The organism is Chitinophaga silvatica (assembly GCF_003419895.1).
Classification (GTDB): domain Bacteria; phylum Bacteroidota; class Bacteroidia; order Chitinophagales; family Chitinophagaceae; genus Chitinophaga; species Chitinophaga silvatica.
On the sequence record NZ_QPMM01000010.1, the window covers coordinates 411666 to 428595 of the forward strand.

The window sequence follows — 16930 nt, forward strand, 5'->3', positions numbered from 1 at the left end:
TTTTCCATCGATTTTTACATACTTTTCTCGTAAAATAAGAACTGTTACTACACTTGAATACTCAACATAATACCGCAGTTTTATGTGCTCCTACAGTATCGCAATCACTGTGTAAATTTCCTAGAGCGATTTAGAAAGATATCCACCGCTTTTTTCATTTTTTCAATTTTTCTTTTAAACGTATGCTTTCATTTTGATGTTCAGACAACTCTGGAACTGTAAAGTTACCTTCTCGGGGAAGGTTCCACCCTTTTGTTTCTTTAATTGATGCTTCCTCATATATAACATATTAAGATATATACCCAATTTATGTGATATCTGCGTTACCTCCATTCTGTTGCTAAGCGTATAGCTTCTTCTTTAAATTCTTTGTTGTAAGTCATTCATAATGATAAATGTATTATATTAAGATTTTAAAACTTAACTTAATGTCCATCATCTAGACTAGATTAAGGCCACATTAGCTATTATTAGCAACCTAAGAAGGTTAATTATGATACCCCCTTCTTAAGTACTAAGAATACAACAATAAATCATTTTAACCTGTTGGAACATCCACATATTTCCTCATTATGGAATACGATTAAATGAATCTAAACCATATCCATTTCCTATTTTATCAGACCCTAGCAAGTCAGGTACTGTCATCCACTCGGGAGGTAGAGCGCCCTTTAAATAATAATCAAAGAATTGCTTCATTCTAATTGCAAAATCATGATTTGCACTACCAGATAAAGTATGATATTGATTTGCATACTCAAGCATCCAAATTCGCTTATTTAACCTCTTTCCTGCTAGAAAAAGTTCAACAGCGTTATTAAACGGAACTGTTGGATCTTGTGTCGTATGCATCAAAAGCAATGGGGTAGTTAATTTATTTGCACTAAACACCGCTGAGTTTTCAATATATAGATTAGGATTCTCCCATAACGTACTACCAATTTGGTAAGCCCCCCCTTCAAATTGAGGTTGCTTTATATCTCCATCATTGATACTATTATAACCACTTACCATATCACTTAAGCCAGACGCCGAACAGGCAGCTGCAAATATGTTTGTGTGAGTCACAATATAATTTGTTGTAAAACCACTAAAGCTACATCCCTGAACTCCCATTCTATTCTTATCAACATATTCTTTCTTTGATAAAAACTCAGCAGCTGAAGTCACCGCATCCATTGCATTCTTTCCAGTCTCTCCTTTACTAAAATAAATATCAGGCGTAAAGACAAGATATCCACTGCTTGCATAACCAGGTATATCAATTGTACATCCAGGGCACTCTTTAGGAATTATGAAAGAGTTCAAGTTGTCAGACGATTTTCTATAATAGTAAAAAATGACTGGATACTTCCTTGTTGAATCAAAATTCCCTGGTTTATACAATATACCCTGCAGTTTATTACCTTCTTTCGTTGTCCAATTAATCAATTCATTTGTCGGCCAATTAAACTTTCTTTCTGGATAATTTTCGGTCACTTGTGTAAAAGATTTAAAATCTTTAGTAACATAAAAATTTAGGGAACTTTGCGAAGTCGATTTTCCTACCAAGTAAATATCTGCCTTTTTTGCCTTAGTCGGCAAAATCCATGAACTTGACACAACACTTCCATAACCTGCTGGAGTAAAAGGTATATAATACATTGCTTTATCCATTGTTAATAAAACTGGCTCATCCTTAGAATTGTAATTTCTTTTATAGTAAAATCCATTTTCTTTACTAATACAATTAAATGCTGAAAATAAAATAGGCTGATTTGCTTTAAGAATAGTTTTTTCAGGTATAAAAGTTTGGTTAAAAAAAATCGGGGTAAATTTAATCTTATTCTTTCTTCCAATCCCATTAGTAATATTTAAAGGTAAATATTCATTTAAGACACTTACTTTCCATAGATCAAACTCATCCTGAATAAAAGCACTTCTCTTATCATCAGCCCATCCAACTACGCGTGGATAAAGTCCAAAAACATCATAGTCATTATTTTCTGCTCTTCCCCAATTATTATTCGCCGTAGCAGTAATATTTCTTGAAATACCTGTAGCAACTTCATATGAGAAAAAATTTCCATTGTCATTATAAATAAAGAATTCTTTATCTGGGGAAGGATAAGAAACCCTAAACAAAGAATCTAGATACTTATTCGGAGTGACTAATGATTCTTCATGATATGGTGAAAAATTATTTTCCTTAATTGAATAATAATAGAATCGTGATTTTTCAACTTCTTTTGATTTAATTGGTAATATTCCATCTTTATAACTCCATATTGTCAACTTAAACATATCGAGATCTTTCTTCTTTGGTTCAATTTTTAGAGGTTTTATATTCACTAATAAAGAATCGGAATTTAAGGTGAATTGGAAAATATCAGTAACCGATGAATCATGTAGATTAAAGGTACTACTTTTTATTACCCTTGGCATTAAAGTTCTTAATGGAATAACACAAATATTATTTACTTCTTCTGAGTCCTTAAGTATACAAGCGACATTATATTCCCTAATATCAAAAACAAGTGGAGAAATGTCTTTAGATCTAATTAGTTCTTTTGCATTCACCTTACCTCTTTCAATATACTTAACGGAAACAATTTGTTCAACTGAATCTAATCTCACTTTGACTATTACATTCATATTTTTTGGTAAATAATAATACTCCAAAACTTTACCAATATTTATTATCTTATTATTTATATTTTTTTCCAAATCAAGTTGACAAATATCCATAGGATTAGATGACAACTGATACATAATAATATTTTTATTTTCAACATCAGGAATATTATATGAGTTAACAATTAATGATTCATTTCTATCTGTTCCCAACCAAAAAAAATTCAAAGTATCGTTTACTACATTCAACAAACATTTATCATCATTCAAGAAAAAAACATCTCCGTTCTTGAATTCCTTATGCCAATTACTATTAATAGACTTAACAACTATAATCTTGTCTTTCGATTCTACTTTTTGAACTTCGTACTTTAAATACTCTCCATTATTTGTCAAATAAGGATTCTGAAGCGCTGTCCACAACATATAATCTTCACGATTAATATTATTGCTCTGAGCCTTTGCTATTCCACAAAAGCAGATATAATCAAAAAGAAAAAATATTAAAGTAGTTCTAATAGATAAAAATAGATAACTCGTCATGTCTATAGAAATTGAGGTTTAATAATACATTATTAATGTAATACACATTAATAAGACAAGTAGTACTAAAAATTAGTAGGACTAGTTACAATAAATAAATACTAATATTCAAAACGATTCTATAAAAAAGAGAATACACACTCTATTTAGAAACTAAACTATTTTTGGTCACCTATTCATTTTTTTGAGCAAAGCTCACAGGAAAAGGGATCCCAATGATTTATTTGGTCTTTCATCATCATTATCCAAACACTAGGACTTACACATTTCCTAAACCTCTGACAGGCCATGGAAAATGTAGGCAGCTAATATTCCTCCTCTTATTGTGCCATTTTTTCCTTCTATGTATGCATTTTGCATAGACCTACCAGGTTGTATATACTGTAATGTTATTTTGTTATCATCATACCATTGCTGCAATCCATGACTAATAAATTCTGGGCACTGTTAACTCTTATATTGGATGGTTACCGTACCTTGTTAAAACCCTTATTTACTATTAATGCATGGTAATGAGGCATCAACTTCAATTGCAAGTGATTAGGCGGTTAAAATCGTCTATTATATATAATAAATGGAACTTTTACTATCTGATAACGCATCGTTCATAAAATCAATACTTCCAGACCCGATTAGCTTTATCAGACACTATTAAAGGATATTTTACTCTTTCTATTTGTTCAAAATATTCATATCAATTTACACATCTTACGATTAATAGGCTGCTCCTCTGGAGTTAGATACGATCAGCCTCCCATTTCTTCTGGGCTTAAAGCTTTTAATCTATTAGATTTTCAATTCCCGATTCTCTAAACTCGTTCCTACAAATATCTTTTTTAGCTCTGCATTCGCAATTCTAAATCCTGCATCTTGCCAACTTCGCTGGTTCCAATGCCACCATATTGCGCTTTATAGTTATAAAATGTTGCTTCGCCAATACCAAATTCACAGCTAATTTCTTTTACAGATATTCAACTTTATTGCTTCTAAAGTAAACCAACAATTTGGGCTCCAGAAAATTCCTTTCTCCCATTTCTTAAAATTTAAAGATACTCATCACTTGAGTTCCTCTAAACTTAATCGTCGAATTATTGGCAGATTAAAATTGTACTTTAAATCGAATTTAAAACTTTCGATTTATCAAAATATTGCAACAGCATTTCATAAAAGCTAAAATTAAATGATTAATATAAGACTTACTTCTTGTAGCGGCTTTCAGCATTTACATTGATAGGAATTCACATATCTTGTTGACAACAATTCTATTCTACAGCAGATAAAATTTCTTTATAATTTACCCCACCCAAAAATGCCTTAATAAGTTTTCTATCCTTATCAAATATGAGCATACTCGGTACTCCTGTAATGTTATAATAGGACAATAAATAATTTTTATCATCAACTCCAATGAAAATATTCTTCATATTCTTCAATTGAAAGTCGTCATATGTTTTATGCATTTGATAAAAAGGGAAGGGTGTTATTAAACAAAACTTCACTTCCATCAACTCAGACTGGTGGACAAGAATTTCCTTTATCTGATCGTGACAATGTGGACAATATGGATCAAATAGTAATATCACAGTCGCTGCATTACCAAATAAATCAGAAGATCTAACTCTAACACTATCAATATTTAGCACCTCGATCCTTGGCATTGGAGTTTTGATAAATTTTGCTAAGTATGATGTACTGATTCCATTTTCTAGTTTAGATGTATAATAATACCTCCCAAACCATCCAAATACCGCGGAAGAAATCAAAATACCAACCCAAACTAATATAATTTTGTATCGCATAAACAATGTATTAATTGTTTCACTCTAATTCGATTAATGATATATTATCTACTTCAGGTTTGCTATAAAATGCCATTCGTACCAAATAATCTGTCAGTACTAAAGCCAAGGAAAAATCAAGTATAATTGGAAATAACTGAAACCTAAGTGCTATAGACGATGCAAAAATGCTAAAAGCCATATTAACTGCCCAAATTAGAATTATAAGTAGTACAAAACTTTTCGAGTCCTTAAATCTTCTGTAGATTCCTAATAGAAAATAGGAAGCTATATTAAGTAATAACATAACATTCATACTAGCTACTATCAAAGAATAAAACCTTAAAAATGAAAAATCAGGTCTCTTTATCCTATTATGTACAAGAGGGTCTTTATAATCAAACCAATCTTTAGCCACTATACTAATCGAGTCTTTTCCTCCATTATATTCCGCTAAAAATTCAAGTGGAGGATTATAATACTTCAGACTGTTTGGTAGAATGTAATAGATAAAAAATTCTTTTGGGTACGCCTTTATTAATACACTTCCATAATCTTTCATCATTGGTGCTACAAAAGCCCATTTTTGCAAAGGTTTTGATGTTGAATCATCCTTAAATATTTTATTCATATATAAATTAAGTGGAGAACTGGGATCCCACATATAAACAGTTGAAGCTTTTAACGTTTCAACTGGATACTTTTTTACATCCCTAGTTGTATCAAAATATTCTCTGACTATCTTATCAATCTTTTTATACCTTATAGGTAACTTTTTTAAATCGGAGCTATCAACATATCTATACGCATATAAAGCATTATTCGCTAACTGCCATCCACTGAAAGGTGAAAATTGGTTTACTCCTGTGATCTTCTCAAACCCCTTACTAGTATATTTAATATAACAAAAAATAAACAAGCAGCTAATTCCTAAACCAATAAGTCTGCTTATAATATTCTTTCGACTAATTATTATTGAAAATAGGGTTACTAATGGATAATACAAAGCATTATATCTGATCATAAATAAGAAAGCCAAAAGCAAAATATTTATAGTCAATAGTTTAAATGAGGTAACTCTCATTAGCCATAAAACCTGTGTAAACCAAATTAAACTAAAAGACAAAAAAAAGGTATCAGTTGAAATATAATTTGATAAGAATAAATTAATTGGATTACAAACTACAAAAATCAGTAAAATAATTTTAGCAACCCTAGCAAGATTAAATAAACAGAATATGGAGAATACAAAATACAATGTACTAAATTGTAATAATAAGAACTGAATGGTAACTAATAAGTAATCAGATTTTGAAAACACACTAAAAAAACGTAAAAACATTGGGTACCCAATTGGATAAGTCTCAACTTCTACATTGTTTCTCGCCATAGCAATATAAACAAATGAATCACCATGAATAAAATTAGGGAAGCTGAAAAAATATTTAAAAACAACAAATCCAACAATCGAAACCAACGTTGTAACTGCGAAATAGTTTCTACTTTCTCTCGTTTGGAAAAATATCTTCTTAATACTAAATGAATTACTATTTTTTAGTTCCATACCTTAATCATATTTATAAAAACAGGGCTTTATTGAAATAGGCTTAACTAATAAATTTCTATATAGAACATCGTTTGGCTAAACCAGGAGAAACTCATATACATTATTATCATTTAAACAATGTTATAAAGGATTATACTATAACCAATCAAATATAAATTGATTTACTGCAATCAATATTCAGCACAATAAATCAATGCTCCAATATTTTAGGAGTAATTTCATTTATTGACAAATTCTTAATTCTTACCCTTAGTCTAAATCATTCAATATATATGTATTTATATATATAAATAAATATTATTGGTACCTTTTATGATTCTTTAATGTATTTCATTTTAAAAGAGTCTTTCAATTCGAAAATTTATTACTATGCAGAATCGGCTCCAAAAGCTAAAACCAAAAGTTATATCATTTATGGCAACTCTGATATTACTTTTTTCACATTCACCAATTTATGCACATGGACAGATCAAGGTAACTTTTTCAGCAACAAATATGTCCCTGAAAAATTTCCTTAAAACAATAAAAGCCAAAACTGGATATACAATTAAAAATTCAGATTTTCTTGAATCACAATTTGGCAATGATATTTTTAGTGTCAATTTCAATAATACTGATTTGGATGAGATACTACGATATATACTTAAATCATCCGAAAATATTAAAGTTGAAGTCCTTAATAAAAGTATAATCTTTGCGTATAAGGATGATCACATATCAATTGATTCTTCAATATCCGGAATAAGTGGAATTGTTAAAGATAACTTAGGCAATATAATACCAGGAGCGACTATTCAAATAAAAAATTCGAATAAGGGAACTACCAGTGATAACAGTGGTAGATTTAGCCTCCAAAATATTGAGAAAGGAAGTAAAATTCTAATTTCCTCTGTAGGTTATCAAACTAAAGAATACAATACCAATAATAAGACGATTATAGCTGAATTAAATCCATTTATTAATAATTTAAATGAGACTCAAGTTATTGCATATGGCACTAGGTCCAAACGGCTAAATACAGGAAATGTTAATACAATTACTGCTAAAGATATAACTGATATCCCAGTAAGTAATCCAATGCTCGCTTTACAAGGAAGAATACCTGGATTAGATATTCAACCTACAAATGGATTAGCAGGAAGTGGCGTTACTATCAGAGTTCAGAATCCAGCAAGTCTATTAAGCGGATTAGATCCTTTAATTCTTGTAAATGGTGTTCCATATCCTTCACAATTTTTAGGAATGCCTTTATCCGCATCAATATTCGGCACGAATGGAGGAACACAATATGGACAATATGGTAGCCCATTAAGCTATATCAATTCAAACGATATAGAAAGCATAAGTATTCTTAAAGGTGCAGATGCTACTGCAATATATGGCTCAAGAGCTGCGAATGGAGCCATTCTTATTCTTACTAAAAGCGGAAAAACAGGTAAGACTGAGATTACTGTAGATTTTCAATCTGGCATAAAAAAGACAGTCCGTCAATTACCGCTTCTCAATACTCCCCAATACCTTTCAATTAGGAGAGAAGCACTTAAAAATAGTGGAATTATAAATCCCGGTCCATATGATTATGATATAAATGGTTTTTGGGATACAACTACTTCACATAATTGGCAAAAAGAGTTATGGGGCCGGACAGCATTTAATATGAATAGCACAATATCTGCAACAGGAGGAACAGAAAATTGTCAATATCTTCTAAGCGGTACATTTTCTAGAGAAAATTATGTCTACCCTACTAACTTTAATTCTTTTAACGACACAAGAGGAAGTGGATACATAAGCCTTAATAGTAGCACACCTAACAAACGACTAAATATTAATTTCACAACAACCTATATGTATGATAAAAACAAGCCCTCAACAACATTTGCATTTCCTTTAAAACTGGCGCCAGATGCTCCCAATTTATTAGATAAAAATGAAACAATAAATTGGATGATTCGTCCTGATGGAGCTCCCAGCTGGTCTAATCCAATTGCGAATAATTATAATTTATTAACAAACGAAGTAACCAGTATGGTTAGCAATGTAAAAATTTCATATGAAATTATCCCGAATCTAAAATTATCATCAACCTTTTCTTACCAAAAACTAACACTAGACCAAACACAACCAACAACAAAAGCGTCGGTAAGCCCATATTACATAACAACTTACAATTTCAAATCTACCCTTGGAGTCACAAGTTCAAGGACAAGTTCATGGCAAATTGAACCTATGTTAAACTATAATATTATTCACCACAAACATTCTATTGAATTGTTTGCAGGATCTACATTTTCAAAAAATCAGAGTTTCGGAAGATCATTTACAGCCTATAATTTTTTAACAGATCTATTGATTTATGACATTGGTTCAGCAGAAAGTATAATAAGCCCAATGACTAATAATTTTATTTATAAATATAATGCTCTCTATGGCAGAGCTAATTACAACTATAATCAAAAATATATATTTCAAATTACAGGCAGAAGAGATGGAAGTTCAAGATTTGGAGAAAACAATAAACTTCATTCATTTGGATCAATAGCAGGTGCATGGATTTTTACTGAGGAGAGATTAATAAAAGAAAAATTAAAATCGTTAAGTTATGGTAAAATCAGATCTAGTTATGGAACGACTGGAAATGATCAAATTGGAGACTATAGCTTTCTCTCTCTATATCAAATAATCGCTAATAGGGCGTACCAAGGAATACCAGAAATAGGTCCAACATCCATACCAAACCCTAATCTAAAATGGGAAGAGGTTCGAAAATGGGAGATCGGATTAGATTTGGGGTGGTTCGAAAATAGATTATTATTAAACCTTAACTACAGCATTAATACAAGTAAAAATCCTCTTGTCTATTACCCGTTGGCAATTACTTCTGGTTTTCAATATATTTTAGAGAACTATAATGCTAAAATAAAAAACTCTTCTTTAGAATTGAATTTAACCACTAACAATATTACAAATAATTCCATTTCTTGGAACACCATTTTTAATATAACAATACCTAAAAACAAGTTGTTAAAATTTGATAATTTATCTCAATCTCCTTATTCTAGCTATTATGTAATTGGAAAATCAACTAACATCATTAAAACATTTTTATCTGCGGGGGTAAATGATACTACAGGGAATTTTCAATTTTATGATAGCAAAGGAAATACAACAGAAACTCCTGATCCTATTAATGACGCTCAGCATATAATCACTTTTGATCCAAAATTCTACGGAGGAATTACAAATTCTCTAGTCTACAAAGGATTTACATTAAATTTTACTTTCAGCTTTGATAAAAGATACCGTCAAATAGTTTACCCAAGCGGTACTCCAGGAACTGTCAATAATAATCTTCCAATAGCAATGCTTGACAGATGGCAAAAACCTGGTGATAATGCAACTTATCAAAAATACACAGCTAATGGATCAAATTTCTACCAATATTATTTATATACTATTTCTGATAGAGGATTTTCAAATATCTTCTTTATTAGATGCCAGAATATTTCGATTACCTGGGAATTACCATCAAAGTTGAAAACCATTTTAAAAACAAATCGATGCACATTGTATGGGCAGGTAGTAAATCCGTTTGTATTTGCCAGCCAAAAGTCCTTAATGATTGATCCACAATCTGGCAATGGATTCCCACTATTGAAAACTTTTAATTTAGGTATTAAGGCAACATTTTAATATTATTTTATGAGCAAAACAAATAATAAATTATACAAGGTATCAGGTTCATTAGTATTATTTCTTGTACTCTGTTCCTGCAAAAAGTTTGTTGATGTTAATCCTCCAGTTCAACAACTATTAAAAAATGAAATTTACAATAATAGCTCCACTGCAATAGGAGTATTAAATCAGTCCTTTGTTTTTATGCATTATATGGATACTTGGGGTATTGGAGGAATTCCAATTCAAACAGGGTTACTTGGCGACGAATTAATATATTATAAACCTGGTGAAGATGTAACATTGACTGCTTTCTATACTGATAATTTAAACTCGAAAGATGTCTTCTCCACTAACGTTTGGACACAAGCATATCAAAATATTTTTTACATTAACGATGCTATAGAAGGCGTTGGAAATTCATCTTTAAATCAATCAATAAAGCAACAATTACTAGGGGAAGCAAAATTTATGAGAGGCTTATGCTATTTCTACTTAGTTAATATTTATGGGGATGTTCCAATTGTTTTAACTACAGATCATACAAAGAACTCGTTAATAACTAGAGCTTCTCAATCAGATGTTTGGAATATAATTAAATCTGATCTTAATGATGCATATAATCTACTAAGCAATAGTTTCCTTAATGGTACTTTAACTGGGACCAGCACTGACAGAGTAAGACCCACCAAATGGGCAGCGGCGGCATTGCTAGCAAAAGTATACTTATACAATAAGAATTGGGATTTGGCTGAAGAAAAATCTAATGAGGTAATTAACAACACTTCACTTTTCAAATTAGATTCTTTAAACGGTGTATTCAAAAAGAATAGTATCGAATCCATACTTCAATTTCAGTCAGTTAATTATATATTAAATACTTTTTATGGTCAATATTTTATACTTCCTGATAATTCTCAACCAAGTACACTTCAACCAACTTATTTAAGTAATCATCTTATTAACAGTTTTGAAATTGGAGATGAAAGAAAAAATAAATGGGTTGGATATAGCTATACTGCAATTGGAACTTACCCTTATGCATACAAATACAAAGAGTACAAAACAATTAATTATACTGATCCAATTACAGAGAATTACGTTACTCTTCGGCTTGGAGAACAATATCTAATAAGAGCTGAAGCTCGTGTTCAACAAAACAACCTTTCAGGAGCTTTAACTGATTTAAACACAATAAGGAACAGAGCAAATCTATCAGGGTCAAGTGCTGTTACAAAAGATCAAATTATTGATGCTATTGATCATGAAAGACAGGTCGAATTGTTTTTAGAACAAGGCGATAGATGGTTCGATCTTAGACGCGCAGGTAAGCTAGATAGTGTGATGCAAATTGTCGCTCCGGAAAAAGGAGGAACTTGGAGTAGTTATAAACAGTATTATCCAATTGAAATCGGAGAATTAAAACTAAATCCCAATTTACAACAGAATCCAGGCTACTAAGCTAATTAACAATTGATATTATCCACATGAAACAAAAAAAAACAATTTTAGGTTTTGCTATGATAATACATTCTCTGTATTCATATGCACAACAACCCGACCAAGAATACAATCATTGCACACTTAAAACAAGATGGCACAGCAATATGGAAGTAACCCCATACCCGAGACCTCAACTTAAACGAGATAATTGGATTAATCTAAATGGTCAATGGGAGTTTGCCATTACTGATTCGGCGGATTCTAAACCTATTGAATATTCAGGTAAAATAAATGTGCCGTTTCCGATTGAATCAAAATTGTCGGGTGTTAGCAAAAAACTTAATCCAAACCAGAGCTTATGGTATAAAAGATATTTTAATATTCCACATCAAAATGGAAAATACTTACTGAACTTTGGAGCTGTAGATTATGAAGCTACAGTATATTTAAATGGAAAGGAAATAGGGAAACATAAAGGCGGGTATCTCCCGTTTACCATAGATATTACCAACTTTATTAAGAATACCAATAATGAATTAGTTGTAAAAGTATATGATCCAACAGATACTGGCCCAAATCCTCATGGCAAGCAAACCTTAACTCCAAGCAATATTTATTATACTCCAAGTAGTGGAATTTGGCAAACTGTTTGGATAGAAAATGTGCCACAAAGCTTCATATCTTCAATAAAAACAAATCCGAATATAGATAATAATACTATTAATTTAAATATTAATTTAAATAGTGATTATAAGAATAAAAAGTTAGAACTAACAATATATATTATAAATGATGGAAAGATTATTAACTCAAAATCTGTTTTGGTAAGTAAAGGAAGCAATCAAAGTATTTTATCTCTGTCTATTCCAGATGCTAAGTTATGGTCTCCTGAGTTTCCATTCATTTATGATTTAAAAGTCATCTTATCTGAAAACAAAAAGAAAATAGATGAAATTGATAGTTATTTTGGAATGAGAAAAATTACCATTCAAAAAGATGAAAAGGGAATGGACCGAATTTTTCTTAACAATAAATACACTTATAATCTAGGAATTCTTGATCAGGGATTCTGGCCCGATGGTTTATATACCGCCCCATCAGATGAAGCATTAGAATATGATATTAAGGCGATTAAATTAATGGGCTTTAATACTATTAGAAAGCACATTAAAATTGAACCCGAAAGATGGTATTATTATGCCGACAAATTAGGTATCTTAGTATGGCAAGATTTTGTTAATCCACCTCAACAACTTCCAATTGGATCAAAAGTAGAATTTGAAAATGAGATTCAGGAAACTATTGAACAATTATACAACCACCCTTCTATAGTTTTATGGACTCTATTCAACGAGGGTTGGGGAGCATATGATCAAGAAAGACTTACAAAATTTGTAAAAAAAATAGACTCTACTAGATTAATCAATGGACATTCAGGTGAAATGTTATATAGTGATAATCTCTTAAGAAGTCAACCCCATAAACCATGGATGAATAGCGATATAGTTGATATTCACACATATCCCTTTCCTAGGAATACCCCTAACCTTCCTGGGAAAGCGAAAGTAATTGGAGAATTTGGAGGAATTGGCGTTTCTACTTATGGCCATCAATGGAACGACATGCAAGGTTGGGGATATGTTCAAGCAAATGCAACTGAACTGAAAGAAAAGTATCGACAAATGACTGATTCATTGAAAATACTTGAAACAAATGGATTGAGTGCTTCAATTTATACACAACCCTTTGATGTTGAAGACGAAGAAAACGGTTTAATCTCTTATGATAGAGAAATTATCAAAATACCTATTGATACTCTTAGAGCACTTAATAAGAAACTTAATCCATTTGCTGAAAATACGATTTATTCAAATTTCCATGTCGCACAGGATATTGATGTAAATGACAATGATAATCGTTTTAATGAATTATTGGCTAAATACAACAATGGAAATAGAGACTCTGCATTATTACGTAGATTAGTTCTAATTGCTACTAGACAAAAGAAACAAGATATAGTTAGTAAAATTGGAAATGATTATATTGAAATATTAAATGATCCATATTCTTTTGATAATCTTCGATTAATTAAATACATTACTAAATCACCCTCTGACAAAGGTTTTAGGATGTTCTTAGAAAAATCTAATCAAATAGATAAAATTTTAGGTAATTATACTTCTTCAGATGTATTAAAACCTATAATAAAAAAATTCGAACTTCCTGCCTTCAAATTTGAACCAGACAAAAATTATGATTGGGATAAAATATTAAAAGATGTTACTAATAAGTATGGAGAAATTGGAGAAGAAGCTGCCCTAGGCAGAATAATGATAGAATATAGCGGATTATTACAAAATAAACCTGATTGGGAAAAATTTGGTAAATATTATGTGTTGTATTTCAAAAAAGCTTTAAAACACCCTGAATATATAATCAATATGCTTTCTTGGCCAATATTCAAACATATAAATGATCCTGAAACGCTTCGTTTTGCTGCAACGGTTGTAAAATACGCAATAGATAATTGGGATAATTCTCCAAATACCATAGACACTTATGCAAATCTTTTGCATAAAACCCAGCAAACTCAAAAAGCTATTGAATGGGAATCTAAAGCACTAGAACAAATAAGAGGCACTAAAGATGAACAAACTTACGCCGAAACGCTCCAAAAAATGAAAGATAACAAGCCTACGTGGCCTCAAAACTGACGCGGTTTAATATGTGATGGTGAGAATTCTGAACTCACCGTGGCAATAGCTACAGTTGCCAATATTCTTATTGGCAAAATTTTTTAAAAAATATCTTGAAAAGAATAGTACTCCTTACAATTTAATAGTGTATTATAATATGTAAGCTTTTGATATAGTACTCAACCAATATTAAGAGTGTATTATTAATAAATAACCATAAAAACATCCAGGTCATGTTAAACTCATATCAAATGACTACCCGAGTATCACCATACAAGTTCCGATGGTGTATAATTTATAAACAAAGTATTTTATTCTTAAACAACCCCAAATTTAATTTTCTAACCCACAAAAACTATTTGGTAAAATGAACATCAGAAGAAGTCGCAAAGATTTCCCGATCGAGGCAGATATTCAAGAATTCCACTCGATCGATGACCTTCCTGGAGAATTTCTCCCTCTGCTCACAAATGACTCCAAATTCATTTTAAATGCAGATGAAGATGTAGAAATGGTGCATCAGGTAATGAGGCTCGGCGATATGTCGCTATGGTTGCACGATATATTCCCCCGAACTAATCTTCACCTCGTGCCGTTTTCCGACAGGAAGGTCATTTCTTTTCAATTCCATGCGAAAAACATGATCCTTAACGATCTCGATGGCGGATTACCTTACAAGGCCTTAGATAGAGAGGTATTAATCTACCAGATCGAAGATGGTACTGCTCCGGATTTCTTTATTGATGATAGCGAAGTAGTAGTAAGAGTCAACGTAAATATGGATAAGAAAGATTTCATAGAACTGGCTAAATTCAATCCTTACTTACAACAAGTTGCAGATATGATCTGTGATACAACAACCACCTGCAAACAATTAAATCCAACTTATATCCGGATTACAAAGTTTGTAGAATGGATGACAGAAACTATGTGCAAATTCCCAGGCAAAGGTTTACCGGCCACCCTGCTTTATCGCAGATGCGCCATCAATATGATGATCAATGCCGCTATTCAATTCAGACAACCACATTTGGCAACATACCAGGTACCCAGTTATCTGCAAACCGTTTTACCAGCTGCTTTGAAGTATCTTGAATCCAATCTCAAGCAACCATTAGATTTGACTAAAATGGCAGCTCAACTGGGTACTTTTCCTATTATTCTGCACAGAACCTTCTATAAGGCGTTTTTAATAACTCCGTCTCAGTATCAAATGCATTATCGTTTACTAAAGGCAATGGAAACAATCTGGATGCCCACAACTAAACTTGAGAATATTGTAGATACTTATGGGTTTACCAGTGTGCAGCAACTACGTAGTACCTTTTTATCGTATTATAGCTGTTCCATCGAAAACCTTAGAAACAACCAATGAAGAGCACTCTCTTCATGAGATATGATTTTTTAGGTTAGTGCGAAGCCGGGCTAATCTTAGCCCAGCCATGTCTTTTTCCTCAAAATAACCCTTACTTCAATAGCAATGGAAAAGATTCAGTAAATTACTGTTCTTTCATCGCTTAAAAAGTAAGGGTTTATGTTATTTAAGAATCGCACCGTTTTTATCACCGGCGCAAGCAGAGGAATCGGAAAAGCAATCGCCCTACGCCTCGCAGCACAAGGCGCCAATATTGTAATAGCCGCTAAAAGCGTTACAGAAGATCCCCGTCTTGGTGGTACTATCTACTCCGCTGCAGAAGAAGTAATCGCCGCAGGCGGACAAGCACTGGCCGTACAAGTAGATATACGAGAAGAATCTCAAATACAACAAGCCGTGGAGCAAGCCGTAGAAAAATTCGGAGGCATAGATATCGTTATCAACAATGCCTCGGCTATTCAGCTTACCAATACAGAAGAAACTGCCGCCAAACGATTCGATCTGATGTTCGATATCAATGTTCGTGGTACCTTCCTGGTAACCCAACATTGTATTCCTTACCTCAAAAAAGGTAATAATCCACATATTCTCACCCTCTCCCCTCCTATTAATCTCGATCCCCGCTGGTTTGGCCCTCATGTAGCCTATACCATCAGTAAGTATAATATGAGCCTCCTGGCAATAGGATGGGCTAATGAGCTGGAGAAATATAAAATCGCCTCTAATGCCCTCTGGCCGGTAACAACTATTGCTACTGCAGCAGTTAAAAACCTGCTTGGTGGCGATACACTTATAAATAAAAGCAGAACAACAGATATTCTTGCCGATGCTACAGAATATATTCTGCAACAACCTTCTGCTACATATACAGGTAATACATTTTTAGATGAAGATGTACTTAGAGCCGCAGGCATAACTGATTTCGATAAGTATTCGGTAGTGCCGGGAGCTAAACTGCAAAGAGATTTGTTTATATCATAGCCCGCAGATAATGCGGATAATTCCATTGTTGCAAGGCCAGTTGACCTACCATACCAACATTATAGCTCACCAATTAAGCACGTAGCCGGAATTGCAGCTCAGGTATCGCAGCAATTCCGGCGGTCAGGTGAAGTGCCTCCTCATCCTTTCAAGCTAAAAAACTTTTCTTTGCTTATATAATCGTATAAAAATCAACAAAATCGATACAATACTCTGCTATCAATATTAATGTCAAATTAACACTTAATTTGGATATTAA

At 32.2% G+C, this 16930-nt stretch carries 9 protein-coding genes; 5 read left to right on the plus strand and 4 right to left on the minus strand.

The genetic code is table 11. The features are described from left to right. Positions 1-570 precede the first annotated feature (570 nt). The 4 genes from DVR12_RS19455 to DVR12_RS19470 form a co-directional block, all read right to left on the minus strand. Positions 571-3156: an alpha/beta hydrolase family protein gene (locus tag DVR12_RS19455; protein ID WP_116977454.1), complete on the minus strand. Its 2586-nt coding sequence runs from the start codon at positions 3154-3156 to the stop codon at positions 571-573. Positions 3157-3426: 270 nt separating this feature from the next. Next, positions 3427-3576: an integrase core domain-containing protein gene (locus DVR12_RS28165; protein WP_394337599.1), complete on the minus strand. Its 150-nt coding sequence runs from the start codon at positions 3574-3576 to the stop codon at positions 3427-3429. 842 nt (positions 3577-4418) lie between these two features. Then, positions 4419-4955, minus strand: a complete 537-nt coding sequence (locus DVR12_RS19465; RefSeq protein ID WP_116977456.1) for a TlpA family protein disulfide reductase — start codon at positions 4953-4955, stop codon at positions 4419-4421. Positions 4956-4974: 19 nt separating this feature from the next. Further along, complete coding sequence (locus DVR12_RS19470; protein ID WP_116977457.1) at positions 4975-6498, minus strand: hypothetical protein; 1524 nt, start codon at positions 6496-6498, stop codon at positions 4975-4977. 372 nt (positions 6499-6870) lie between these two features. Between DVR12_RS19470 and DVR12_RS19475 the strand changes: the two genes are divergently transcribed. From DVR12_RS19475 to DVR12_RS19495, 5 genes are all read left to right on the plus strand, one after another. After that, positions 6871-10194, plus strand: a complete 3324-nt coding sequence (locus DVR12_RS19475; RefSeq protein ID WP_116977458.1) for a SusC/RagA family TonB-linked outer membrane protein — start codon at positions 6871-6873, stop codon at positions 10192-10194. A gap of 9 nt (positions 10195-10203) precedes the next feature. Beyond that, the gene (locus DVR12_RS19480; RefSeq protein WP_116977459.1) at positions 10204-11637 is read left to right on the plus strand and encodes a RagB/SusD family nutrient uptake outer membrane protein; all 1434 of its coding nucleotides are present in this window, start codon (positions 10204-10206) and stop codon (positions 11635-11637) included. Between the two features lie 26 nt (positions 11638-11663). Continuing rightward, positions 11664-14333 carry a glycoside hydrolase family 2 protein gene (locus tag DVR12_RS19485; RefSeq protein ID WP_116977460.1) on the plus strand — a complete coding sequence of 890 codons (2670 nt, stop codon included), beginning with the start codon at positions 11664-11666 and terminating at the stop codon, positions 14331-14333. Between the two features lie 349 nt (positions 14334-14682). Then, positions 14683-15690 carry a helix-turn-helix transcriptional regulator gene (locus tag DVR12_RS19490; RefSeq protein WP_116977461.1) on the plus strand — a complete coding sequence of 336 codons (1008 nt, stop codon included), beginning with the start codon at positions 14683-14685 and terminating at the stop codon, positions 15688-15690. A 159-nt stretch (positions 15691-15849) separates the two neighbouring features. After that, a complete protein-coding gene (locus tag DVR12_RS19495) occupies positions 15850-16671 on the plus strand; it encodes an SDR family oxidoreductase (protein WP_116977462.1) in 822 nt (273 codons plus the stop codon). The last annotated feature ends 259 nt before the right edge of the window (positions 16672-16930 follow it).

Bases quoted from the DNA above. Each gene is read 5' to 3' on its own strand.
- DVR12_RS19455 (WP_116977454.1), bottom strand. From the start codon at position 3,156: ATGACGAGTTATCTATTTTTATCTATTAGAACTACTTTAATATTTTTT.
- DVR12_RS19465 (WP_116977456.1), bottom strand. From the start codon at position 4,955: ATGCGATACAAAATTATATTAGTTTGGGTTGGTATTTTGATTTCTTCC.
- DVR12_RS19470 (WP_116977457.1), bottom strand. From the start codon at position 6,498: ATGGAACTAAAAAATAGTAATTCATTTAGTATTAAGAAGATATTTTTC.
- DVR12_RS19475 (WP_116977458.1), top strand. From the start codon at position 6,871: ATGCAGAATCGGCTCCAAAAGCTAAAACCAAAAGTTATATCATTTATG.
- DVR12_RS19480 (WP_116977459.1), top strand. From the start codon at position 10,204: ATGAGCAAAACAAATAATAAATTATACAAGGTATCAGGTTCATTAGTA.
- DVR12_RS19485 (WP_116977460.1), top strand. From the start codon at position 11,664: ATGAAACAAAAAAAAACAATTTTAGGTTTTGCTATGATAATACATTCT.
- DVR12_RS19490 (WP_116977461.1), top strand. From the start codon at position 14,683: ATGAACATCAGAAGAAGTCGCAAAGATTTCCCGATCGAGGCAGATATT.
- DVR12_RS19495 (WP_116977462.1), top strand. From the start codon at position 15,850: ATGTTATTTAAGAATCGCACCGTTTTTATCACCGGCGCAAGCAGAGGA.